The 24,119-nt window shown below is 70.4% G+C and carries 21 protein-coding genes; 7 read left to right on the top strand and 14 right to left on the bottom strand.

The genetic code is table 11. From position 1 onward, the window contains the following. Positions 1-174: 174 nt before the first annotated feature. Positions 175-801: a TetR/AcrR family transcriptional regulator gene (locus tag Msi02_RS20490; RefSeq protein ID WP_204049822.1), complete on the bottom strand. Its 627-nt coding sequence runs from the start codon at positions 799-801 to the stop codon at positions 175-177. A gap of 94 nt (positions 802-895) precedes the next feature. On the opposite strand from Msi02_RS20490, the gene Msi02_RS20485 reads away from it, so the two are divergent. Then, on the top strand, positions 896-1,552 hold the full coding sequence (locus tag Msi02_RS20485) for a maleylpyruvate isomerase family mycothiol-dependent enzyme (protein WP_204049821.1): 657 nt from the start codon (positions 896-898) through the stop codon (positions 1,550-1,552). A 19-nt stretch (positions 1,553-1,571) separates the two neighbouring features. Here Msi02_RS20485 and Msi02_RS20480 read toward each other — a convergent pair whose 3' ends face one another. After that, a complete protein-coding gene (locus Msi02_RS20480; RefSeq protein ID WP_204049820.1) occupies positions 1,572-2,225 on the bottom strand; it encodes a TetR/AcrR family transcriptional regulator in 654 nt (217 codons plus the stop codon). A 209-nt stretch (positions 2,226-2,434) separates the two neighbouring features. Here Msi02_RS20480 and Msi02_RS20475 point away from each other — a divergent pair, with 209 nt between their 5' ends. Beyond that, complete coding sequence (locus Msi02_RS20475) at positions 2,435-4,282, top strand: AfsR/SARP family transcriptional regulator (RefSeq protein ID WP_204049819.1); 1,848 nt, start codon at positions 2,435-2,437, stop codon at positions 4,280-4,282. A gap of 76 nt (positions 4,283-4,358) precedes the next feature. Here the strand turns inward: Msi02_RS20475 and Msi02_RS20470 are convergent, their stop codons facing one another. The 6 genes from Msi02_RS20470 to Msi02_RS20445 form a co-directional block, all read right to left on the bottom strand. Continuing rightward, on the bottom strand, positions 4,359-4,535 hold the full coding sequence (locus tag Msi02_RS20470) for a hypothetical protein (protein WP_204049818.1): 177 nt from the start codon (positions 4,533-4,535) through the stop codon (positions 4,359-4,361). A 108-nt stretch (positions 4,536-4,643) separates the two neighbouring features. Further along, the gene (locus Msi02_RS20465) at positions 4,644-5,099 is read right to left on the bottom strand and encodes a S26 family signal peptidase (RefSeq protein ID WP_204049817.1); all 456 of its coding nucleotides are present in this window, start codon (positions 5,097-5,099) and stop codon (positions 4,644-4,646) included. Next, positions 5,096-6,967, bottom strand: a complete 1,872-nt coding sequence (locus Msi02_RS20460; protein ID WP_239108562.1) for an ABC transporter ATP-binding protein — start codon at positions 6,965-6,967, stop codon at positions 5,096-5,098. Before Msi02_RS20460 ends, Msi02_RS20465 begins: the two co-directional genes overlap by 4 nt. After that, a complete protein-coding gene (locus Msi02_RS20455; RefSeq protein WP_204049816.1) occupies positions 6,964-7,506 on the bottom strand; it encodes a redoxin domain-containing protein in 543 nt (180 codons plus the stop codon). The genes Msi02_RS20460 and Msi02_RS20455 overlap by 4 nt, the downstream gene beginning before the upstream one ends. A 15-nt stretch (positions 7,507-7,521) precedes the next feature. After that, the gene (locus Msi02_RS20450; protein WP_204049815.1) at positions 7,522-8,064 is read right to left on the bottom strand and encodes a MauE/DoxX family redox-associated membrane protein; all 543 of its coding nucleotides are present in this window, start codon (positions 8,062-8,064) and stop codon (positions 7,522-7,524) included. A gap of 174 nt (positions 8,065-8,238) precedes the next feature. Continuing rightward, positions 8,239-8,643, bottom strand: a complete 405-nt coding sequence (locus tag Msi02_RS20445) for a hypothetical protein (protein ID WP_204049814.1) — start codon at positions 8,641-8,643, stop codon at positions 8,239-8,241. 536 nt (positions 8,644-9,179) lie between these two features. Between Msi02_RS20445 and Msi02_RS20440 the strand changes: the two genes are divergently transcribed. Next, a complete protein-coding gene (locus Msi02_RS20440; protein ID WP_204049813.1) occupies positions 9,180-10,373 on the top strand; it encodes a penicillin-binding protein in 1,194 nt (397 codons plus the stop codon). A gap of 153 nt (positions 10,374-10,526) precedes the next feature. Here Msi02_RS20440 and Msi02_RS20435 read toward each other — a convergent pair whose 3' ends face one another. Next, positions 10,527-11,624: an FUSC family protein gene (locus Msi02_RS20435; protein ID WP_204049812.1), complete on the bottom strand. Its 1,098-nt coding sequence runs from the start codon at positions 11,622-11,624 to the stop codon at positions 10,527-10,529. A 572-nt stretch (positions 11,625-12,196) separates the two neighbouring features. Here Msi02_RS20435 and Msi02_RS20430 point away from each other — a divergent pair. Next, positions 12,197-13,804 carry an ABC-F family ATP-binding cassette domain-containing protein gene (locus Msi02_RS20430; protein ID WP_204049811.1) on the top strand — a complete coding sequence of 536 codons (1,608 nt, stop codon included), beginning with the start codon at positions 12,197-12,199 and terminating at the stop codon, positions 13,802-13,804. Between the two features lie 250 nt (positions 13,805-14,054). On the opposite strand, the gene Msi02_RS20425 is transcribed toward Msi02_RS20430, so the two are convergent. Beyond that, the gene (locus Msi02_RS20425; protein WP_204049810.1) at positions 14,055-15,647 is read right to left on the bottom strand and encodes a glycoside hydrolase family 44 protein; all 1,593 of its coding nucleotides are present in this window, start codon (positions 15,645-15,647) and stop codon (positions 14,055-14,057) included. A 543-nt stretch (positions 15,648-16,190) separates the two neighbouring features. Beyond that, complete coding sequence (locus tag Msi02_RS20420; RefSeq protein ID WP_204049809.1) at positions 16,191-17,354, bottom strand: acyl-CoA dehydrogenase family protein; 1,164 nt, start codon at positions 17,352-17,354, stop codon at positions 16,191-16,193. Between the two features lie 226 nt (positions 17,355-17,580). Here Msi02_RS20420 and Msi02_RS20415 point away from each other — a divergent pair, with 226 nt between their 5' ends. After that, positions 17,581-18,894 carry a UDP-glucose dehydrogenase family protein gene (locus Msi02_RS20415; RefSeq protein ID WP_204049808.1) on the top strand — a complete coding sequence of 438 codons (1,314 nt, stop codon included), beginning with the start codon at positions 17,581-17,583 and terminating at the stop codon, positions 18,892-18,894. Positions 18,895-19,020: 126 nt separating this feature from the next. Then, positions 19,021-19,896 (top strand): NlpC/P60 family protein, encoded by an 876-nt coding sequence (locus tag Msi02_RS20410; RefSeq protein WP_204049807.1) that lies wholly within the window; start codon positions 19,021-19,023, stop codon positions 19,894-19,896. Between the two features lie 100 nt (positions 19,897-19,996). On the opposite strand, the gene purE is transcribed toward Msi02_RS20410, so the two are convergent. Beyond that, positions 19,997-20,500, bottom strand: a complete 504-nt coding sequence (gene purE, locus Msi02_RS20405) for a 5-(carboxyamino)imidazole ribonucleotide mutase (protein WP_079316359.1) — start codon at positions 20,498-20,500, stop codon at positions 19,997-19,999. After that, positions 20,493-21,659 carry a 5-(carboxyamino)imidazole ribonucleotide synthase gene (locus Msi02_RS20400; protein WP_275414157.1) on the bottom strand — a complete coding sequence of 389 codons (1,167 nt, stop codon included), beginning with the start codon at positions 21,657-21,659 and terminating at the stop codon, positions 20,493-20,495. Before Msi02_RS20400 ends, purE begins: the two co-directional genes overlap by 8 nt. Before the next feature lie 156 nt (positions 21,660-21,815). On the opposite strand from Msi02_RS20400, the gene Msi02_RS20395 reads away from it, so the two are divergent. Further along, positions 21,816-23,018 (top strand): RNA-guided endonuclease InsQ/TnpB family protein, encoded by a 1,203-nt coding sequence (locus Msi02_RS20395; protein WP_204049806.1) that lies wholly within the window; start codon positions 21,816-21,818, stop codon positions 23,016-23,018. 53 nt (positions 23,019-23,071) lie between these two features. Here Msi02_RS20395 and Msi02_RS20390 read toward each other — a convergent pair whose 3' ends face one another. Next, positions 23,072-24,055 (bottom strand): hypothetical protein, encoded by a 984-nt coding sequence (locus Msi02_RS20390; protein ID WP_204049805.1) that lies wholly within the window; start codon positions 24,053-24,055, stop codon positions 23,072-23,074. Between the last annotated feature and the right edge of the window lie 64 nt (positions 24,056-24,119).

The raw sequence follows: 24,119 nt of genomic DNA, 5'->3' as shown, positions 1-24,119 counted from the left end.
ACTCTGTCTGTACGGCCTCCTCCGCGGATCTCATTACTACCACGCCCACGACGACGGGCTAACTTCGTCCCTTGCAGAGACGAAGTTAGACCAGGAGCCGGAGCATCGTCAACACCTCGAAAGCCGACGGCCCCGCCGGGACGTCCCAGAAGGGGCGTCAGCCACCGCTCAGGATCATGACTTCGCGGTCAGGCCCTGGATGAGGGTGTCCAGCGCGAGGCGGGCCAGCCGGACGGCCTCCTCCCCGGACAACGCCTGGAGCGGCCCGTGGACGCGCAACTCGGCGAGGCCGTGAACAGTGGACCAGCACGACCACTCGGCACCGGTACGGCGAGCCGGTGCCATGACTCCCGCCCGCGTCATCTCGTCGAGGATGCCGAGCAGGATGAGGTGGGGCGGGGGCGGAGCCCCCTCCTCGACTCCGTCCGGCGGCGCCTCCTGTGAGGCGCAGGCGAGCTCGTACCAGCCGGGAGTGGACTGAGCGAACTCCACGTACGCCAGCCCGAAGGCGCGCAGCCGTTCCGTGGATCGCCGCGCGGGGTCGAGGCCGGGCGCGATCGTGTCGAGCCGGTCGATGATGGCGCGCGCGAGACGGTGCCGGGCCTCCAGCGCGACGGTGAGGACGAGCGCCCGCAGGTCGGCGAAGTGCCGGTAGGCGGCGTTGGGACTCACCCCGACCGCGCGGGTCACCTCGCGCAGGCCCAGAGCACCGGCGCCCTTGTCTCTGGCGAGATCGAGAGCGGCCTCGATCAGGGCCGAACGCAGGTTGCCGTGGTGGTAGCCCGGCGAGGTTCTCTTCATGCTTGCCTGACGCCTTCGTGGATGTCTACAGTGTGCACATTGCAGGTTGTTCACAGTGTATACATCAGTCGGGACGGGACGGAAGGAGCGGCGAATGGACGCCGATGCCGTGCGCGACGCGATCGCGAACGAGCGGATGAGCCTGTGCGACCTGCTGGAAGAGCTGGACGACGCCGAGTGGGCAACCCCCTCGCTGTGCGCGGGCTGGACGGTGAAGGACGTGGTGGCCCACCTGACGACCACCACCCGCACCACGGTGCTGGACATGGTGGCCGGTATGGCCCGCGCCCGCGGCGACTTCCACCGCATGACCGACAGGCGTGCCCGGACACGCGCGCGGAGATCCACTCCGGCCGATCTCATCGCGCAGCTGCGCGGCAGCGCGACGTCGCCGCGCCGCATGCCCGGCAGCGGACCGCTGGATCCGCTGGTGGACCTGCTGGTGCACGGGCAGGACATCGCCCGCCCGCTCCACCGTGACCGGCCGCTCCCGGCGGGCCCCGCGGTCGCCGCCCTGACCTACGTCGCCGGCAACCGCTTCTACGACGCGCCCGCGCGTCTCGCGGACCTTCACCTGGTCGCCACCGACGTGGACTGGACCTCCGGCAGCGGGCAGGAGATCAGCGGCGCGGCCGGCGACCTGCTCCTGATCGCGACGGGGCGTCCGGCCGGTCTGGCCGGCCTGTCCGGTCCCGGGACGGACGTCCTGACCGCACGGATGCAGGGCCCTGCGCCCCGGCCCGGCCGGTGAGCGTCGGCGACGGGCCGTCTCACCTGCGGGAGGGACGCTCCAACGGCGGGGGCTCCCCCGGCAGGCGGAGCGTGCGGTGGACCATCTGATGCAGATAGCTGCGGAAGCGCCACAGCGCCCCGGGATGGTCGTGGTCGTAGCGCTGGCCCGACCGGTCGTACACGCCGCTCTGCACGAAGCTGTGGACACACCAGATCACCGAGTTGATGGTGTAGTCCACGTCCACGTCCGGGGCCGTCACCAGGGGAGCGATGGTGTCGATCACGAACTGCGCCGCCGGCGCGGCGTACATCGGCTCGAGCTCGGGGATGTCTGTGGCGTCGGAGAGCCACCTGTGGGTGTAGAGCGCCGGATACTCCGGTTGGCGGCAGCAGAAGTCGACGTATCGGTCGAGGAGCCGGTGCATGGCGACGATCTTCTGTTCCGGCGATGCGCTGAGGATGTCCTTGATCCCCTTTTCGAGAACGGCGTTGTGGGCGCTGTTCATGCGGTCCATGACCTCGAGATAGATCTCCCGCTTGTCGCCGAACTGCCGCCTGACGAAGGCCACGTCCGTGCCCGCGGCGTCGGCGATCTGCCGCATGTCCGTGCCGTCGTAGCCCAGCCCGGCGAACAGGCGGGTCGCCACCTGGATAACTCGGTCGGACAGGCCCCCGTCGCCCGTACCCGTCATGCGGTAGTCGGTTCCCGCCTGGTTCCCCCCTAATCACGCACTTGCCCCGGTAGACGCGATCCGGAACTGTTCCGGACGCTCGCCGGACTTGTGAGGGCGCGCGAGGAGCAGGGATCTTCGTGGCGTCCCGACGCCTACGGAGGTCCCCTCGTGCACCGATCACGCGGTTGGAAGCGTACGCCCGCCCTCTCGGGCTTCCGGAGGGCAGATTGAACCTCAGGTTCGGGTTGCTGGGCCCGGTCGAGGTCAGAAGGGACGGCAGGCCGGTCCCGCTCGGCTCGCCCAAGCAGCGCGCCCTGCTGACCGCGCTGCTGCTCGAGCCCAACCGGGTCGTGTCGATCGACCGGCTGGTCACGGCCGTGTGGGACGAGGAGCCGCCCCGCTCCGCCGTCGCCAACGTCCGCACCTACGTCAACCGCCTGCGAAGCACGCTCGGCGAAGGCGACCGGCTGACGGCTCGGCCGCCCGGTTACGTCCTCACCGTGCACGCCGGCGAGCTCGACGTGATCGAGTTCGCCGACGCCCTGCGGCAGGGCAGGAAGGCGCTGTCCGCCGGGCGGCCGGAGGCGGCGCTGCGGCACCTGTCGGCGGCCCTCACGCGGTGGCGGGGCGCACCGGCCGAGGACGTGCCCAGATCGGCGGCGCTCGGCCCGCGCCTGGACGCGCTCGCCGAGCAGCGCTGCCTGTCCCTGGAGGCGCAGGCCGAGGCCCGCCTCATGCTGGGCGAGCACGCCGACGCGGTGCCGGAGCTCCGTGAGACGGTGGCCGCCCATCCCACCAGGGAGCGGCTGTGGGGCAGCCTCATGCTCGCGTTGTATCGCACCGGCGACTCCGCGGCCGCCCTGTCCGCCTATGGGCAGGCGCGAACGTTCCTGGCGGAGGAGCTGGGCGTCGAGCCCGGGCCGGAGCTGGCCGAGCTGCACCGGGGCATACTCAACCGGGATCCCGCGCTCCGGGCGGAACCCATCCTTCCCGCCCTCGGCCCGTCCCGCGTGGCGCCTGCGCCGGAAGCGGGGCCTGCGCCGGAAGCGGGGCCGAATCGGACACCGGTCGCGGGTCCCGGATGTCTCGTGGGCCGGGATCCGGAGCTGCGGGAGATCGTCGCGGCGATCACCGCCTCACCTCCGCGGCCCGTCGCCGTGCACGGCCAGGCGGGGGTGGGCAAGTCGGCCCTGGCCCTGCATGCCGTCCGGACGGCGGCGCCCGGCTTCCCCGGCGGGGTGTTCCACGTCGACCTGCGGGCCCTTCCCCGGCCCGGTGCGTACGAGACGCTGACCCGGCTGCTGGGCCTGCTGGGGCTGGCGGACGACCAGATCGCTCCGGACCTCGACGACGCGGTGCTCCAGCTCGGGACCGCCACGGCCGGAAGGCGCGTGCTCGTCCTCCTCGACAACGTGACCGACGAGAGGCAAGTGCGCCCGCTGCTCGGCGCCGCTCCCGGCTGCCGGTTCGTCATCACCAGCAGGACGGTGCTCGCGGCGCTCGACGATGTCGATCACCTGCCCCTCGCCCCCCTGAGGGACGACGCGGCGTACGAGCTGCTGGTCCGGCTCTGCGGCCGGGAGCGGGTCGACCCCGAGCAGGTGAGAAGAGTGGCCCGGCTCTGCGACAACCTGCCGCTCGCGCTGGGGATCGCGGGCAAGCGACTGGCGGTCAGGCGGGAGTGGACGCTGGCGGCGTTCGCCGACATGCTGGCCGACGAGGAGCACCGGCTCGACCTGCTGACCTGCGGTGACCTTTCCGTGCGGAGCGCCCTGGACCTCGACTACCAGGCTCTGCGGCGACGCACGGGAACGGCGGACGGCAGCGCGCTCGCCCTGTTCCACCGCCTCGGCGAGCGAGGCATGGCCGAGTGCGGGTCGGCGACCGCGGCGGCGCTCCTCGGATGCGACCGGCGCACGGCGTGGGCGGCGCTCGGCAGGCTGGCCGATCTCCGCCTGACGACGTCGACGGCCCCCGACCGCTATCGGATGAACGACCTCACCCGCCTGTACGCCATGGAGATCGCCCGAGCCGCCGGAAAACGCGAGAGCGGTGATTCGGCAGCCCTCATTTAGGGTGGCGCCGCGAGAGCGGAGCGCCCCTTTGTCCAAGGGGCGCTGTTTGTTCAATGGGGCGCTCCGCCGTGCTCGTCTAGCAGAGGTACTGCCACGACGTGCAGTAGCGGCCGCCGGGGATCTCCGACCCGGTGCAGCAGTAACGCTGGACGCAGGTTGAGCCCTCGTACCAGCAGTTGATCGCCTCCGCGCGGGTGGCCGGAACCAGCCGGGCGACCATCCGGTCCGCCAGCCGCTGAATCGTCCGTGTCATTCAGTTCCTCCTTTTGAAGGGCTCCTTTTCGGTGACCGACATTAGGAGTGGCTTCGTTCGCGGACGTACCACTGCGATACACGACTTCCTGTATCGGCTTCACCTGGTTCACGCGTTCAACCGCCGGAGCACGACACCCGTGATCCTGCTTTCCGGGAGCAGTCCCCACTGCCGGGAGTCGGTGCTGCGCGACGGATTGTCCCCGAGGACGAGCAACCGCCCCGGTGGCACTCGGGCCTCTCCCAGCGCCTCGAATCCCGGAGGGATCGGATCCCCCGCCACGGCCGCGGCCCGCTTGATCACCAGGTTCGTGCCGCCGTCGAGCGTGAGTCCCTCCCCCGGGCCCACCCGGGAGATGACGACGATGTCCCCGCGCCGGACGCGCCGGCCAAACCGACCGGACCGGCCGGGCCGCAGCCTGCGCACGAGGACCCGGTCACCGGGCCGCAGACCGGGCTTCATGCTCTCCCCGTGCACCTCGACGACGCGCAGGGTCCGCCGGGCCGCCGTCACGGCGCCGCCCCCGAGCGCCGATGCGAGCAGGACGAGCAGGACGGGTGTCATCGTGCCCCCGAGAGCCGGTCGCGCGGGGCCCCGGCGTCCCGGTCCTCCCGCTGCCGATATCCCTCGGCCTGAAGGGCGAACAGATGAGCGTAGATTCCGCCGCGCGCGAGCAGCCCGGCGTGCGTGCCCTGCTCGGCGACCTGTCCGCCGTCGAGGACCACGATGTGGTCCGCGTCGCGCACGGCGCCGAGCCGGTGGCTGATCAGCAGGCTCGTGCGACCGCGGCGGTGCTCCCGCAGGCCCTGGTGGATCTCGTGCTCCGCCTCGGCGTCGAGGCCCGAGCTGGGCTCGTCCAGGATCAGCAGGTCCCGCTCGCCCCGCAGGTAGGCGCGGGCGAGGGCGAGTCGCTGCCACTGCCCGCCCGACAGGTGGACGCCCACGTCGCCGCCGTCCTGCGCGGGATCGGCGAAGACACGGGACAACATGGTGTCGTACCCCCGGGGCAGGCCGCTCACGACGCCGTGCACGCCCGCCCGCCGGGCCGCCGCCTCGATCCTCCCCCGGTCGTCCATCGCGGCGAGATCGCCCAGGCCGATGTTGTCGGCCGCGGTCAGGTCGTACTCCATGTAGTCCTGGAACACCGCCCCGATCCGCGCGCGCAGCTCCGCCGGGTCCAACTCCCTGAGATCGATCCCGTCCCACCGGACCGAGCCGCGTTCCGGGTCGTACATCCGGCACAGGAGCTTGACCAGCGTGCTCTTGCCCGCACCGTTCCTGCCGGCGAGCGCCACCGCAGTGCCGTACGGGATGGTCAGGCTGACGCCGCGCAGGGTCCAGGGGTGGCCGGGCGAGTAGCGGAACCACACGTCCTTCAGCTCGATTCCCCGGCGCAGCGGGCCCGCCCGCCGGGGCCGGGCCGGGACCGGCAGGTCCGGTTCGGCGTCCAGGACGGCGAGGTAGTGACCGAAAAGCAGCACCTGCTGGTGCACGGTGACGAGTTCGAGGACGAGACCGCCGGCCGCCGCCTGGACTCCGGCGACGGCGGCCACGAACAGCGCCACGTCACCGACCCCGCCCGTGCCGTTCGCCGCGGAGACGAGAACCCACAGCAGGCCGCCCCCGGCCGCCAGCGCGGCCGTCGTGCCGGTGACGGCCTGGACGCCCAGCTCGCGCCGGTCGGTGCGGCTCCGCTCGGCGTTCGCGGCCCGCCGCTGGGCATTCATGAGCCCGCGCAGGTGCGCCCCGATGCCGAAGAGCCTCAGCTCCTTGGCCGCCTGGACGTTGACGAGAAGCTGGCCGAAGAAGAACTCGCGGCGCTCGACCGGCCCGATGCCCCACAGCATCGCGGCTCGCCGCCGCGACAGCCAGAGCTCCGCGGCCAGAGACGGAGCCGCGGCGCCGACCACGAGGACGGCCATCCAGGGGCTTATCGTCACGAGAGAGACGAGGAATCCGGCACCGGTCATCGCCGTCCTGGCGGTGCCCAGGGCCGCGGAGACCACCATGCCCGGGGTCGCCCCGCCGTACTGCTGGGCCATTCTGATCCGGTCGAGGAACGCGGGGTCCTCGAACCGGGCGAGGCCGACGAACCGCTCGGTGGCCCTGAAGAGGCTGTCCTGGGCGACGAGGCCGATCCTGCGCCCGCTCTCGTCCCTGACGTACTGGACGATCTGCGGCCCGAGCGCCGTCAGCACCCCGCACCCGGCGAGCGCGGCGCCCAGAGCCGCCGTCACGCCGGCCCCGGCCCGGCCGTCGGCGATCTCGTCGAGGACCAGCTTGGTGCACCAGGCGATCGTCACCGGCAGGACGGCCATGAGCGTGCTGAGGACGGCGAAGGCGATGGTCAGCGCCCTGCTCGCCCGCCAGGCCAGGCCGAGAGCGGTGGCCACGGCCCGCGCTCCGGCGGCGCCCCGCACCCGCGCCGTCACGCGTGCGCGGGAATCTTGTCGAGGTCCTCCAGGGTGCTCCCGCTGGCGACGACCCTCCCGTTCTCGTCGACCAGGGCGAGGGACGGGAAGCCGTTCACCTGCAGCGCCTTCGTCAGGCCGGTGCCGTGCTTCTCGATCAGCACGAGGGCGACCGGCTCCAGCGTCCGCCGCTGGTCCGCCACCTCCTCCTCCGTACCGACGAGCACGGCCAGCACGTTGCGGCGTCCTCCGGGGAAGGATCGCGCGCGCTCGGCGAACTGCGGCAGGCGGTCGTGGCAGGCCGGGCAGTCGGGCGAGAAGACGCCGATGAGGACCGGCTCGGTCAGCGTCTCGTCGGAGACCCGGACGCCGTCGGTGCTCTCCGCGGAGAAGCCGCCGATCACCGCCCCGGGTGGGAGCACGATCGACGGGAACGCGGACGGCCTCGCCGTCAGCATCTCCTCGTGCGCCCGCAACCGCCGGATCACCCCGACCGTCAGCACCAGGTCGATCAGGCACAGGACGCCGACGCCCAGGACGAGCGCTGTCAGGAACGGCATGAGGGACTACCTCCGTCAGGGTGAACTGGTGAAGAGACCGGCGATCTCGCCGATCGCGGACAGCAGGACCGCCGCGGCTCCGGCCGCCAGGGCGACCGCGGCGAGCCCGGCCGGGCCGAGGCCCGCGAGGGCGAATCCGGTCCCGGCCTGAATCGCCCCGGTCCCGGCCTGGATCGCTCCGGCCGCCGCTGCCACGATGAGCACGGCGTTGCGTGCCATATGACCGGGGCCCACCGGGACGGCGGAGGCGCCGAAGCAGCGGCAGGGGACCCGCCTGCCGCGCCGCAGGGCGACGCCGATGGCCACGGTGAAGGCCACGAGCAGCCCGAGCGCGACGCAGAAACCGGCCAGCACGGTCGGCCGCCACGCCAGCAGCGGCGCGACGGCGGCCTCGGCGACGACGACGAGCACCGCGACGGGCCGGGCCGGCAGGCGCACGAGGGCGCGCGTGGCCACCGTGAACTCCTCGTACGCCGCCCGCCCGCGCAGCTTGCTCACGGCGGACATGAGGAAGACGATCCCCGTGAGCAGCCGGCAGAAAGCGAAGAGATAGGCCACGGGCGTCCTCATCCCCGGTCGGGCGGGCGGGTCGCCCACCACGCTAGGAACCGGCACGGGACGCCGGATATACGACGGCTACACGCCGCTATGTATCGAGGACGGACGCCCCGCCCGCCTGACCATTCCCGCTACTCGCGCATGTGGTGAGCCTGGCATCGGAACGACCTGGGCTCATTCATCCAGGTACGCCTTGCGGATCTTGGCCGCGCCGTACGCTCCCCGGGGGTTGCAGACCGGGCATCCACAGGGCGGCCTGCCGTGGGCGTTGGGCATGTAGCGCCACCCGGTCACCCGATTCACGCCCCTGATGCGGTGGATCTCAGCGGCCTGGATCGGGCGCGGGAGCAGTAGTTCGTATCCGCGGGCGTCCTGTTGCTCGGCGATCAGTGCGGCGGCCGCGGCGCTGCCGAGTTGGACCGGCGGAGCGTTGTAGTGGCCCACCCATACCGGTTCGTCATCGGGGATGCGGAAGTGGACGGCCACGAGAGTGCGCTGACCATTGCGCCGTAACTCCCGGCCCCACTGATACGTGATCTGGTAGGAGGGCAGCACCGGCAGGCAGTAGACGCCTGTCACATTGTTCCGCCCAGGGCTTGTGGCGCGAATTCCCGCCCGCCGGATCGACCGGACGTTTTTGGCCGGGGTGAGGTGCACGAGCAAGGTCATGGTTCATCCGATGTGCGACAGGGCGGTGTCCGCGAGACGGCGAACGCTTCCGATGGCCATTGAACCGTTCGTCGGAGGGGCTGAAAACTGAATAACGGCATGTCTCTCGGCAATGACGCGCCGCCTGCCGCCGTCATCAGCGAACTCATCCCGTCGAGGAATGGCATCCAAGGTGCCTGCGCGGATTTGGCCGGTGTGGAGCAGGGACTGCATCATGGACGGATGTTCCGGCCCGGCGAGACAATCGGGGCGTGGTGGAAACGAGTGGTGGAAACGCGGCCTTGGGCGGCTGAAGGGCGACGATGAAGGCATTTCTGGTTTTCCTGGGCGTCGCCACGCTGGGTGCGGTGATCGCGGTTCTCCTGCTGTTGCGGAACTCGGCGGGCGGCGGTGTCGATGAGGAGCCTGTGGCCTCGATTTCCACCGCCGCGGCCTCCGCTTCTCCCGTGACCCGGAAAAGCGTGCTGCTGGACGCCGAGGGCGCCGTCATCGAGGAGTTCTCCGGCGACTGCGCGGGTAGCGGATATCCCTACCTCTGCCGTCGGGTCAGAGAGCAACTTCTCGCGGAGGATCCGCAACTGCTCACCCGTGGCGGCCTGACGATCCAGACGACGATCGACCAGCGGCTCCAGCGGGCGGCGCAGCGGGCCGTCGACGCTCACGTCCACCGCGACGACCCGCAGCTCGCCACCCAGGTCATGATCGTCCCCGGCGAAGGCGCCATCAAGGCCATGGCCGCCAACCGTGAGCCTGCCGACGGGCCGGGCTTCCACCAGGGCACGACGGCGATGCCCTACGCCCTGGCCGCCGCGCTCGCCGCCGGCCTCCGCTACGACGACGGCTTCGTCGTCTCGGACGAGTACCGTCCCCGGAGCTACTCGACGTTCAAGAACTGCGCGGACCGGGCCGTCGGCGATCCTGCCCACAGCATCCACAACCGGGAGAAGGGCGGGACCCGCTTCGTCACCCTGCGATCGGGCACCCAGGACGCGGTGAACACCTTCTACATGCGCTTGGAGGAGAAGGTCGGCCTGTGCGAGACCGTCAAGACGGCCCTGCGGCTCGGGCTCAGGCGCGCCGACGGGTCACCGCTGCAGGAGTTTGAGACGTTCGCGCTGGGCATCACCGAGGCCGACCCCGTCTCGGTGGCCAACTCTTACGCGACCTTCGCCGCCCGTGGCCGTTTTTGCGAGCCGAGGCTGATCACGGAGATCCGCGAAGTCTCAGGCGCCGCGCACCCCTACCCGGCGCACTGCGTGCAGGTCCTGGACCCGGCGGTCGCCGACGCGGTCACCGGAGTGCTGACAGACGTTCTGGCCAAGAGCGCGCTCAAAGGCGTCGGCCGCGAGGCGGCGGGCATGCCCGGCGAGGGCGACGGCTTCCGCACCGCCTGGTACGCCGGTTACACCCCCGGCCTGGCCTCGGCCGTCAGCCTCGGCGACTCTCGCGGCGCGAACCGGTACCCATTGATCGACGTCACCATAGGCGGCCGCCGCTATTCCCGCGTGGACGGCACGTCGGTTCCCGGCCTGATCTGGAAGAAGGCGATGACCGAGGCGGTACGAGGGACACCGGAGACCGCCTTCACCCCGCCGGACACCGGGCGCTTCGGCGGCTGCCGCGACGCCTGCCCGAACTGACCACCGCCGTCCCCTGACCCGGTCATCACGAGGTGCCAAGGCGGCGACACCCCCGCCTCGCGAGCACAGAGGCGGAGTTGCGCCATGACCATCCGCTGGATCCGGTCGCTCGGCGCAGGGCCTTGAGTACGACGGTGAGCAGGGCGTTCGGCCTCAGCCGCGCATGCTCTCGTCGCTCAGCTCGTCCAGCGGGGTCAGCGCGGCCGAGGCGGTGTCGTGATCCATCCCGGTCGCCTCGAGCAGGTCGACGGCGATGGAGCGCAGTTGCGCGATGATGACGTTCGCCGAGAAGCCCAGGTTCTTGGGCCGCTCCCGTGCGGCGACCGCGAGCAACGCCTGTCTGGCCAGCATCGGTTCGCGTCCAGCCCCCAGTTCGAGCTGGAGCAGCAGCGCCGCCTCCGAGACCTCGCGCAGCAACTCGGCCAGGGCGACCGGTGGCGGGCTCGCCTCCCCCATCGCCGCGAGCGTCCGGCGGACCAGCACCCGTGCGTTGCGCAGCGCCAGGTCCACCGGCACGGCGGCGGTCGTGTACCTGGCCAGTCTGGCCCGGTGATGCCAGCGCAGCGGCGAGATCCTGATGATCTCCTTGCTGTTCTCCAGCGCCGCCGCGAAATCCTCGACCGCGGTCTGGGTTCTGCGTCCGCACTCCAGGGCCTCGGCGGCCAGGTCCATATCGCCCTTTTCGATCGCCTCCGCCGCCTGTTCCAGCACGGTGGAGAAGGCGTCCAGCACGCCGGCCAGATGTCTGCCCGCGATGGTGAGCGGGCTGGCGGGCAGCAGTGCGACCGCGGCGAGGCCGATGATGCCGCCGGTGAGCGCGTCGGCCATCCGGTCCAGTCCGCCGGCGTCCTCGCCCGGGACCAGCATGGTGACCAGGACCGCGGACGACCCGACCTGCGACACGAACAGCTCACCGCTGTTCAGCAGCGCCGCGATGGTCATCGCCAGCGCGATCACGAGCGCCAACTGCCAGGGACCCGAGCCGATCCAGGACACCAGCACGTCGCCGATGCCCACGCCCAGACTGACGCCGACCACCAGCTCGGCCACCCTGCGCAGCCGCTGCCCGAACCCCAGACCCACACAGATCATCACAGAGATGGGCGCGAAGAGGGGATGGGCGTGGCCGAGCAGATGAACGGCGACGATCCAGGCCAGCGCCGCGCCCACGGCACACTGCGCGATCGAGGGCACGATCAGGCCGAACGTGCCCAGCCGTTTCCTCACCTGATCGCCGAGCCACGTTCGCACTCCTCCACGATGGCGGATCTTTATGACATTGGGATCACATTTGCCCCGGATTCTTGTGATTCGAACCATTCGGCGAAGGTCAGGGCGACCTCAGCCTCCCCCCGTCGAGACAGAAACGAGAGGACCCTCACAACTGATACGATCCGGGCCATGGAGATTGAGGTCGACAGAATCTAGCCACCGAACTGCCGGTGGCTTTCACCTGTGGGGAGCATCGCTCCCTCATCGGTGACGACCATTCCCTCCCCGCAGGGCCGTTGGTCCGCCACTTCATGGCGTTGACCTTCCTGCGTGAACCTCACCGGCACGTTCGCACCGCACCGACCTCGGTTACGAGTCCGTGCTTGCGAACGCACCTGATGTCGATCTCGTCGCCCCTCCGGCTTCTCTTCGTTCCGGCAGCGGATCCGCCCGTTGTCGCATGTCGGGGGCTTCCGTCGCCGGGATCGCCTCCGTTGCCGCATGGGCACTCGGCCACCCGTACCCGTCGTCGCGCGCGGTGGAAGACAAGCGTGCCGATCCCCATCACACCCGTCCCGCGGTGACGGGCAGAGAGAAGAGAACCACCACCAATGTCCACTAAGTCCGCCATCACGCTCCGCGACCTGACGTTCGAATGGCCCGACGGCAGCGTCGCGCTCTCCGGCGTCAACGGCACGTTCACGACCGGCCGCACCGGCTTGATCGGCCGCAACGGCGCCGGGAAGTCGACCCTGCTGCGACTGATCGCCGGAATCCTGACCCCGACAGCCGGCCACATCGACACGATCGGCGAGGTCGGCTACCTGCCGCAGACGCTCACCCTCCACCAGGAGACGACCGTCGCCAGGCTCCTCGGCATCGACGGCATCCTCGCGGCGATGAGAGCGATCGAGTCCGGCGACGTCGACGAGCGGCACTTCGACACCATCGGCGACGACTGGGACATCGAGGCGCGAGCCGACGAGGCGCTGCACCAGATCGGCTTCACCGCCGCGGATCTGGACCGTCGGATCGCCGAAGTCTCCGGCGGAGAAGCGATGCTCATCGCCATCACCGGCCTGCGCATACGCCGCACTCCGATCACGCTGCTCGACGAGCCGACCAACAACCTTGACCGGCCCACCCGGGCCAAGCTCGCCGAGTTCGTGGACGAATGGCCCGGGACCCTCGTCGTCGTCAGCCACGACCTCGAACTACTGGAGCACATGGAGAACACCGCCGAGCTCTACGCCGGAAACCTCGACACCTTCGGTGGCCCCTACAGCGCATGGAAGGAGCACCTGGAACAAGAGCAGGCCGCGGCGGTTCAGGCCGCTCGTTCGGCCCAGCAGGCGCTCAAGGTCGAGAAACGCCAGCGGGTCGAGGCCGAGACCAAGCTCGCCCGCAGGGAGCGCACCGCCAGGAAGACGCAGAAGGACGGAGGCATCCCGAAGATCCTGGCGGGCAACCGGGCCAGCAAGGCGCAGGCATCCGCCGGATCGCTGCGCTCCACCCTCGACGACAAGGTCCAGGCCGCCCAGGCCGCCGTGAACGCCGCCGACGCACGCGTCCGCGAAGACGAGCACATCAACCTCACGCTTCCCGACCCCGATGTACCGCGTGGCCGCCGCCTGGCCGAGCTCCACGACGAAGACCGCACCGTGGTCATCCAGGGACCGGAGCGAGTCGCCCTCGTCGGACCGAACGGGTCCGGGAAGTCGACATTGGTCGAACAGCTCGTCCACGGCGGAACGCCGGCTCCCGGCCGAGCACACGGGAGACTCCTGACCGATCTCATCGGCTACCTGCCCCAGCGCCTCGACGGACTCGACGAGGACGCGAGCGCCATGGCGAACGTGCAGTCGGTCGCTCCCGGCACACCGGCCGGAACGATCCGCAACCAGCTCGCCCGTCTGCTGCTTCGCGGGGACAGCGCCGACCGTCCGGTCAGCACCCTGTCGGGCGGCGAACGCTTCCGGGTCTCGCTCGCGAGGCTCCTTCTGGCCGAGCCGCCCGCCCAGCTGTTGATCCTCGACGAACCCACCAACAACCTCGACATCGCCAGCGTCGAGCAACTCGCAGAAGCGCTCGACGCCTACCGCGGAGCCCTCCTCGTCGTCAGCCACGACTTCACGTTCCTCGAACGGATCGGGATCGACACGGTCCTCGAACTCGGCACGGACGGGCGCATGCGCCAACGTCCCGGCCTGAACGTCTGACGCCTCGCGGCGCGTACGACCACAGGTTGGATGACGTAGAGAGCAGGGACGGGCGGGCACGTGGCCGCAGATCGTTCACACGGCTCGTCCGGATACGGCGAACCCCGCCCGTCCCGAGGTCAGTGCTGCTGTACGGACGCCTACGCGTGCTCGTGGTGGCCGACGTTGTCGTCAGCGTTCGCGGCCCTCGGTGACTCGTCGCTGTTCGTAAGCAGAAGGCCGGTTGGTGACAACGAGCGATCAGCGTCCATCAACGCCGATGCCCTGGCAAGACCAGCAGCGTGATCGAATTCGCCGGGTACGTCGCAGTGACCCGGCCCTGGTGCACCATGAGATCGTCACCGCGCACGATCGAGTTGAGATCGGCCGGGCTGTAGGTGAATCGCTGCGCCTTGGCGTTGCCGTGCAGTCCGGCGATCGACAACGGTGAGGTCAGCTCACCGCCGGTCTTGTTGATGACCATCAGGGTCAGCGCCTTGTCGCGCGAGCGCTGCGCCCCGTACACCGCCAGCTGCCCTTGATCGCTGCTGGCCGCCGACACGCTCACGTCGCCGAACCGGCTCCCCGCGCCGTCATAGTTGCGATACATCCGGAACGCGTAGGCGCCGGGCTGCGTCGGCTGGGGTTCGCCCCAGATGGTCGCGAGGTCGAGACCCTCACGCCCGAAGATACCGAGAACGTCGGCCTGCGCCAGGGCGCCGTTGATGTCGTCCAGCGCGCCCCAGTTGTACTCGGTGATCGCGGTCTTCGTGCCGGGGTAGTACTGCGCGACCCACTCCTTCATCTTGCGGATGAACTGCAGCGGCGGCGCGTTCACGCCCGTGGGGCCGATCCAGGACTCCTCGACGTACGTCGGGTCCCACAGCGAACGCGTGGACCGCAGCCGCCACGCGTTGGACTCCGGGTCCTTCCCGCCGTTGATCTGCGGGTAGTAGTGCTGGTCGAAGTAGTTGAGCATGCGCTTGCCGCCGTGCGCGTCGCTGTAGTCCTTCATGTTCTTCAGGAACCACTGCGACAGATTGAGCCCGCCGTGCGCGGCCGCGTCGGCGCCCGGCGCACATCCGTCCACCCCGGACGCGACCCACTCGCAGTATCCCCAGCCGGACGGGCCGAGCACCGCCGCGCTCGGGTCCGCGGCCTTTATTGCCGCGGCGGTCGCGGTGCTCTTGCTGCCCAGCTCGTCGTACGAGACCGCCTCGGGGTGCACGTCGCGATGCGTGGAGTTCCACAACACCGGCTCGTTGTCGAGCTCGTAGATCGACACGCCGCCGCGCGCCGCCGTACCGAACTGGCTCACGAGATGCGACACCATCTCGCCGTCGAACGAGGCGTCCACCGGGATCGAGGTGTCCTCAGGCACCGCCCCGGTGAGGTTCGCGTTGTTGAGCCTGCCGTTGCCGCAGCCGGCGTCCCACTGGTCGAATCCGTCTTGAGCGGGGAACCGGCTGGCAGGGAATCCGCAGGCGAACGGGTGCTGGGCGGGCGAGTCCTTGGCCACCCACCCGCTCATCGGCACGGTGACGACCTGTTTGCTGCCGCGGTCCCGGTTGGTCTTGACGAACGCCTCGACCGTGTTGTCGGGCCCGGCGACGATGTTCTCGAAGTACCAGTCGCTTCCCGTGTTGTAGGTGTGGTTCTTGAAGTTGTAACGCGTGCTCGCGTTGCCGCCCCAGCGCGCCACAGGCAGGCCGATCTCGGCGGCGAACGCCGGGTCGGCGCCGTTCATGCCGTAGATGTCCGGACTGATCGCGTGCCGGGCGGCGGACAGGTCCACCGACAACGTAGGACCCGCTGCCGCCGCAGCCGGGTCCAGGGCCGCCTGGGCGGTCAATGTCCCCGCCACGAAGGACACCGCTACGCCGAGCGTCGTGGCCGATCGCAGCTTCCGCCGCCGTTGAGCACCCATCATCGACGCTCCCGTCAATCGATCCATCGGTCAACAGTCGAGGAGCCTGACCGGACGCTTCACCCGAGTCAAGGCGCTGAAGTCGCGCGGAGGCGGGCGGCCAGGCGGAACCGAAGAAACGTGGCCCCCCTGACTTGGTGCGTCTCCAGGTCAAGCCCTTCGCCGCCCCGTGACGACCCGGCCGCGGTTCAGGAGGACAGCCTGAAAGTTGCACGCAGCCCACGAATTCGGTCCGGTCCCGGTGACTGCGGCGTCCTGTGGGCTCCGGCAAGGGAGCTCTTCGGCCTCGCACTGGAGGACGTCGACTTCGACGAAACAGTGATGGCATGCCCTCTGACCGCGATGGTGTTGCCCGCGACGGTGGGCGCCGCACCGTCTCTCACGGAACAGGGACGGAACAGTGATCGTGCAGGAGCCCTGTCAGGACACAGCGAACCCCGCCTCCCGTATACGGCAGGCGGGGTTTTCGCTGCTCAAGGACTACTTGAGGAGCTGGCGGGCCATGACCATGCGCTGGATCTGGTTGGTGCCCTCGTAGATCTGGGTGATCTTGGCGTCGCGCATCATGCGCTCGACCGGGAAATCGCGTGTGTAGCCGTACCCGCCCAGCAGCTGGACGGCGTCCGTGGTGATCTCCATGGCGGCGTCGGAGGCGGCGCACTTGGCGGCGCTGGAGAAGAACGTGAGGTCCTTGACCGGGGTGCCGTGCATCGCCAGCTCCGACTTGGCCGCGGCCGCGTAGGTGAGCTGGCGGGCGGCCTCCAGCTTCATCGCCATGTCGGCGAGCATGAACTGCAGGCCCTGGAAGTCGGCGATCGGCTTGCCGAACTGCTTGCGCTCCTTGACGTACCCGAGCGCGTAGTCGAGCGCGCCCTGGGCGATGCCGAGCGCCTGGGCGGCGATCGTGATGCGGGTGTGGTCGAGCGTGGCGAGGGCGGTCTTGAACCCGGTGCCCGGCTCACCGATCATCCGCGAGGCCGGGATGCGGACGTTCTCCAGGATGACCTGGCGGGTGGGCGAGCCCTTGATGCCGAGCTTCTTCTCCTTGGGCCCGAAAGAGACGCCCTCGTCGTCCTTCTCCACCACGAACGCCGAGATGCCGCGGGCGCCGGCCGACGGATCGGTCACGGCCATGACCGTGTAGTACTCCGACACGCCCGCGTTGGTGATCCACATCTTGGTGCCGTTGAGCACGTAGTGGTCGCCGTCGCGCTCGGCCCTGGTCTTCATCGAGGCGGCGTCGGAGCCCGCCTCCGGCTCGCTCAGGGCGTAGGAGAACATGGCCTCCCCGCGCGCGACCGGCGTCAGGTAGCGCTGCTTGAGCTCCTCGGACGCCGACAGCAGCAGCGGCACGGTGCCCAGCTTGTTGACGGCGGGAATCAGCGAGGACGAGGCGCACGCGCGGGCGACCTCCTCGATCACGATCACGGTCGCGAGCGCGTCGGCACCCGCACCGCCGTACGCCTCGGGGATGTGGACGGCGTGCAGGTCGGCCGCGACGAGGTCCTTGTAGACCTCCCAGGGGAACTCCTCGTTCTCGTCCGCCGCCGCGGCACGCGGGGCGATCTTCTCGTCGGCGAGGGCCCGGACCGTCTCGCGGAGCATCTCGTGCTCCTCAGCGGGGGCGTAGAGAGGGAAGCTCATAGCGCCGATACTAGGACGTCCGACTAGAAAGTTACCAGTCAGTACGGTCCCCTCCTTGACAGAACACCCTGACTGGGGCGAGGAAGTGGTGGCCTGACGTCGACCGAGCATGTCCGGAGCCGTACCGTGGGGGCCAAGGCGCCGGTTTGCCCAGGTGGCTCACAGGGCAGTTGACTGGGCCGGTACCATGCCAGATCACAAAGAGTCGGTAAGAGGGGAGCATGCCGTGCCGTACCGCCTCACTGTGCTGGGGACCGGATACCTGGGTGCTACGCACGCGGCGTGCATGGCCGAACTGGGCTTCGAAGTGCTCGGTCTGGACGTGGACCAGAGCAAGATCGAACGGTTGCAGCGCGGCGAACTGCCGATTCACGAGCCCGGCCTGGAGGAGCTCCTCCGCCGCAACCTCGACTCGGGCAGGCTGCGCTTCACCACCTCCTACGAGGAGGTGGCGAAGTTCGGCGACGTCCACTTCATCTGCGTGGGCACGCCCCAGAAGAAGGGCGAGTACGCCGCCGACGTCTCCTACCTCGACGCGGTCGTCGAGTCGCTGGCTCCCCACCTCGACCGCGAGTGCCTGGTCGTGGGCAAGTCCACGGTCCCGGTCGGCACCGCCGAGCGCCTCGCGGACAAGCTCGTACGGCTCTCGCCCGCCGGGATGCAGGTCGAGCTGGCCTGGAACCCCGAGTTCCTGCGTGAGGGCTTCGCCGTGCAGGACACGCTCCGCCCCGACCGGATCGTGCTCGGGGTCGCCTCCGAGCGGGCCGAGAAGGTGCTGCGGGACGTCTACGCGCCCCTGGGCGAGGTCCCCATCGTGGTGACCGACTTCCCCACGGCCGAGCTGGTGAAGTCGGCCGCGAACGCGTTCCTGGCCACGAAGATCTCGTTCATCAACGCCATGGCCGAGGTCTGCGAGGCCGCCGGCGGCGACGTCACCCAGCTGTCGCAGGCGCTGTCGTACGACGAGCGGATCGGCGGCAGGTATCTCAACCCCGGCCTCGGCTTCGGCGGCGGCTGCCTGCCGAAGGACATCAGGGCGTTCACGGCCAGGGCCGACGAGCTCGGCGCCTCCCAGGCGCTCGCCTTCCTCCGCGAGGTCGACGAGATCAACATGCGCCGCCGCACCCGGACGGTCGACCTCAGCCGCGAGATCCTGGGCGGGGCGTTCGACGGCCGCAGGGTGGCGGTGCTGGGCGCGGCGTTCAAACCCAACTCCGACGACATCCGCGACTCGCCGGCGCTCGACGTGGCCGTGAAGATCGCCGAGCAGGGCGGGCAGGTCACGGTCTACGACCCGGTCGCCCTGTCCAACGCGCGGGCGGCCCACCCCCACCTCGGGTACGCCGGGTCGGCCCTGGAGGCCGCCCAGGGCGCCGAGGTCGTGCTGCTGCTCACCGAGTGGCAGGAGTTCGTCGCCCTCGACCCCGAGGAGCTGGGCGCGGCCGTCGCCGCTCGCAGGATCGTCGACGGCCGCAACGCGCTCGACGCGGACACCTGGCGCGACGCCGGCTGGGACTACCGCGCCCTCGGCCGCCCCTGATCCGGCTCCGGCGACCGCGCCCGCGACTCACAGACGTCGGCAGAGGCGGTTACCCGACGGAGCGCGTTCACGTTACTACTCTCGGCATCTGGAGGCGGCCGGCCGCCGCCTCCAGGTCACACGGGGGTGAACACATCGAACGGACCGCGGCGCTTCCGCGGGATGGCCGTGGTCGGCATCGCCGCCGCGGCCCTCTGCGTGGGATTCGGCCCCACCGCGGCTGCCGTGGCCCCGGCCCGATCCGGCCTTCCCGGCCTGCCCCGGACTCACACGGCGGACGACGCCAGGCAGCGGGTCATCGACCGGGCGAAGACCTGGAATCCGGGAACTCCGCAGCGAGTGCCGTACGACCAGGGCAAGTACCACAACGGCTACCACACCGACTGCTCCGGCTACGCCTCGATGGCGCTCGGGCTCAACCCGCCCGGCCTGAACACCGTGGCCCTCGCCTCGTCGGCGGTGAGCAGTCCGATAGCGATGTCCGACCTGCTCCCCGGCGACCTCGTCATCGACGCCACCGGCGACAACAACACTCGGCACGTGGTGATCTTCGAAAGCTGGGCGAACCCCGCGCGCACGTCCTACTGGGCCTACGAGCAGCGCGGCGGTTACGGAACCGACCACCGCGTCCTCACCTACGGACTGAAGCCAGGCAGCGAGTTCCACGCCTACCGGCCGCGGGTGCTCGGGGGCGGCGGCGATCCCGGATCAGGCGGGAAATACTGGGTCGACACGTTCGCCAACGCCATCGGATACCGGGAGCCGAACACCGACGACCCGCAGGGCACCCTCAACAAGGGCACCAACTATGTGTACTGCCGGGTCTGGGGTGCCGAAGTCCGGAACGGGAACCAGTTCAACCACTGGTGGCTGCGAACCGACCTGGACCGGACGAACCCCGGCAAGAACGGCCGGGGCGCCTACGTCTCCGCGTACTACCTCGCGAAATGGGGCAACGACGAGGCCAAGGACAACGCGGGCCGGGACATCCCGAACTGCTGAGCCCACTCGCGAGGACGTCCCACCGACCACGAGATCGGTGGGACGGTTCTTCGTCCGCTCGTCGACGGTCCCGGCACCACCCCTGCCGCGGAGACGAGCGCTACTCGCCCAGTCGCGCGGCCTCGGCACGCAGGCGCTCGCCCTTGGCGTGCGCCTGGTCCCGCAGGGCGGCCTGGAACTCCTCCATCCGCCGCCGCAGCCCCTCGTCCGACGCCGCGAGGATCCGTACGGCGAGCAGCCCCGCGTTGCGGGCCCCGCCGACGGCGACTGTCGCCACGGGCACACCGGCCGGCATCTGGACGATCGACAGCAGCGAGTCCATGCCGTCCAGATACTTGAGCGGCACCGGGACGCCGATCACGGGCAGCGGGGTGACCGAGGCCAGCATGCCCGGCAGGTGGGCGGCGCCGCCCGCACCCGCGATGATCACCTTCAGCCCGCGCCCGGCGGCGCGGGAGCCGTACTCGATCATCTCCGCGGGCATGCGGTGCGCCGACACCACGTCGGCCTCGAAGGACACGCCGAACTCGGCGACCGCCTCGGCGGCCTGCCGCATCACCGGCCAGTCCGAGTCGCTCCCCATGACGATCCCGACGTCAGGCATCCACAGGTCCTCTCAGGCAGGTGACGGCGTGGTGAGCGCGGGCCCGCACCTCGTCCAGGTCGGTCCCGAGGGCGGTGACGTGCCCGATCTTGCGGCCGGGCCGGACGTCCTTGCCGTAGAAGTGAATCTTGATGCCCGGGTCGTTGGCCATCACGTGCTCATACCGGGAGTACACGTCGGGGTCGGGCCCGCCGAGCAGGTTGGCCATGACGACGACCGGCGCGGTCATGGACGGCGACCCGAGCGGCAGGTTGAGCACGGCCCGCAGGTGCTGCTCGAACTGCGAGGTGCGGGCGCCCTCGATCGTCCAGTGGCCGCTGTTGTGAGGGCGCATGGCCAGCTCGTTGACCACGAGCCCGGACTTCGTGACGAACATCTCGACCGCGAGGAGCCCGGTCACGCCGAGGTCGCGGGCGATCGTGAGCGCGACACGCTGGGCGTCCGCCGCCTCCTCCTCGCCCAAGCCGGGCGCGGGCGCGATGACCTCGACACAGATGCCGTCCTTCTGCACGGTCTCGACCACGGGATAGCTGACGCCCTGGCCGTGCGGGGACCGGGCGACCAGCACGGCGACCTCCCGCTCGAACGGGACGAACGCCTCGGCCAGCAGGGCCACACCGGTGCCGAGCACCTCACGCGCCTCGTCGGGGGTCTCGCAGACCCACACGCCCCGGCCGTCGTAGCCGCCGCGCACCGCCTTCAGCACCACGGGCCAGCCGTTCTCCTCGGCGAACGCCTCCACGTCGGCCAGGTCCTCGACGCGGGCCCAGGCCGGGCAGGGCGCGCCGATCGCGGTGAGCCGCTCCCGCATGACCGACTTGTCCTGCGCGTGGACCAGGGCGTCCGCCCCGGGGTGTACGGCGTGGCCGTCGGCGGCCAGGGCCCGGATGTGCTCGGTCGGCACGTGCTCGTGGTCGAAGGTGACGGCGTCGCATCCCTTCGCGAACTCCCGGAGGTCGGCGAGGTCGCGGTAGTCGCCCAGCCGGGTGTCCACGATCACCTTGGCGGCGCTCTCGTCACGGGTGTTCGCGAGCACGCGCAGGTCGATGCCGAGCGCGATCGCGGCCTGCTGCGTCATCCTCGCGAGCTGGCCCGCGCCGACCATGCCCACCACGGGCGCGGTCACGGGTGCGGAAGGGGGAACGTTCGGGCTGTTCACCGCAACCTCCGGAGAAAGCCCGGTCCTTGAGGGCCGGGAGGAATCCGTTCCCCGTCAGGGGCGGCTCGGCGAAGCCGGGACAGCCCAGCGCACGAGGCACTCACGACTTTGCTCCTTTCGCTGACCAAGCGAACAAAGGGACGGTAAAATCCGAACGTGCGTACGGCGTATAAGGTGCGGGTCTACCCCACCGCCGAACAAGCCGCGGTGCTGAACCGCACGTTCGGCTGCGTACGCCTGGTGTGGAACACGGTGCTGGCGTGGCGGCAGGCCCGCTACCGCGCCGAGGGCGTGACGACCTCGTACGCGCAGACCGACCGGTATCTGACCGAGTTGAAACGCGACGGCGGCCATGACTTCCTGTACGAGGTCTCCAGCGTCCCCTTCCAGCAGGCGCTGCGCCACCAGCACACGGCGTTTGTGAACTTCTTCTCCGGACGCGCCAGATACCCGCGGTTCAAGTCCCGCCACGGCCGCCAGTCGGCGACCTACACCCGCAGCGCGTTCCGCTGGCGCAACGGGCGGCTGCACCTGGCGAAGATGGACGACCCGATCGCGTTCGCGTGGTCCTGGCCAAAGGTCGACCCCGCCACGATCAACCCGGCCACGGTGACCGTCTCCCGCGACCCTGATGGCCGCTGGTACGCCTCCATCGCCGTCGAGACCGAAACCGGACCCCAGCCGCTGCCCGGCACCGGCGGCCAGGTCGGGGTCGACCTCGGCGTGACTGACTTCGCCGTCCTGTCCACCGGGGAGAAGATCCCCAACCCGCGCCACCTGGAACGCAAAGCCAAGAACCTGGCCCGCTACCAGCGGCGTATGTCCAGAAAGCAGTGTGGGTCGAACAACCGGGCCAAGGCCAGGACAAAGGTCGCCCGCGCGCATGCCAAGATCGCCGACGCCCGCGCCGACTTCCTGCACCGCACCAGCACCCGGCTGGTCCGCGACCACGACCTGATCGTGATCGAAGACCTCAACGTCAAAGGCATGGTCCGCAACCGCCGCCTGGCGCGGGTGATCTCCGACTGCGGGTGGGGGGAGTTCCGCCGCCAGCTGGAGTACAAGACCGCGCGGTACGGGCGGCGCCTGGTCGTGATCGACCGCTGGTATCCCAGCTCGAAGACGTGCAGTGCATGCGGGCACCTGCTTCCTGCGCTCAGCCTTTCCGCCCGGCACTGGTCGTGCCCGGGTTGCGGTACCCGGCACGACCGGGACGTCAACGCCGCCAAGAACATCCTGGCCGCTGGTCGAGCGGTGTCTGCCTGTGGAGCTGACGTGAGTCCGCAAGGGTCCTCCCTTCGGCGGTCGGCGGTGAAGCAGGAAGCCCAGCCCGCGAGGGCGGGGATCCCCCGCCCTTAGGCAGGGGAGGAAGTCAAGACACGTCAGCCTACCTATTGCGGGAGGAAGACCTGTCAGCCGGAGCCCTCGGTGATCTCGGCGAGGACCCGGCGCAGGCCGACCGTCGTCATCGTGTTGTCCTTCGCCACCCTGGTGGCCAGCACCACGATCTCGCTGCCGGTGACGGTCGTGGGCGCGCCGCCCGTGAAGGCGCGTACGTCGGCCGCCCGGTAGCGGGGGTGGGCGAGGGAGTGACGGCCCGAGCCCGGCTTCTGGCTGAAGACGACGCGCAGCGCGTGGAACACCAGCGACCCGCCGCCGGGCAGCGCGAGCGCGCGGGCCGGTCCCTCGATGCGTACGTCGGTGGACAGGTGATCGGGACGGACCCTGCCGGGCGCGCGGACCAGTTCCGTGAGAAGGCGGCGCATGGGGTCGCCGGAGGCGAAGCGCACCCCGCTGACTCCGTCGCCGCTCACCCCGGCGGGATCGGTGAGGAACGCGACGTGCCGGGTGGGCGCGAGCCGTGCCCCGACCGCCGCGGCCGGGTCGGCCGCGGCGTCGGTCACCTCGCCGTCCATGCCGCCCTCCACCTCGGGCGCCTTCCCGACGAGCGGGATCGGCCCGGCGCCGAGCCGCCATCGGCCGTCCACGCGTACCAAGACGAAGTAGGCCGGCTCGGGCTTGCGGGCCAGCACGGCGAACCAGGCGCCGTCCTCGCCGTCCTCTCCGTCCTCCCGGGCGGGCAGCAGGAACTCCGGATCCCGGTAGACCCGGAAGGCGGGCGCGGCGAGGCCGTCGCGGGCGGCCGCGCAGACGCGGCTGTCGATCGTGCGCTCCACGCCGGTCGTGAGCTGCTCGATCGTGGCGCAGTCCCCGTCCTTCCAGGCGCCGGACAGGTCGCCGAGGCCGTCGAAGGCCGCCTGCGCGTCGGCCGTGGTGATCTCGGCCGCCGCCGGGGACGTGGCGCCCGGATCGGCCGGGGTCTCGCGTACGCCCTCGGTCCCACACCCCGCGAGCAGGACGAGGCCGAGACCGAGGGTCGTGAGTCTGCGCAACACGAGAAAGGCCACCCCTCCAGAACGCGCACGTCCCCGAACGAAGTGATCCTGGTCGGGCGAGAGC

Origin of the sequence: Microbispora siamensis (genome assembly GCF_016863095.1) — a bacterium.
Taxonomy (GTDB): Bacteria; Actinomycetota; Actinomycetes; order Streptosporangiales; family Streptosporangiaceae; genus Microbispora; species Microbispora siamensis.
Note: the sequence above shows the minus strand (reverse complement) of the source record. Positions and strands in the feature narration are given on the sequence as shown.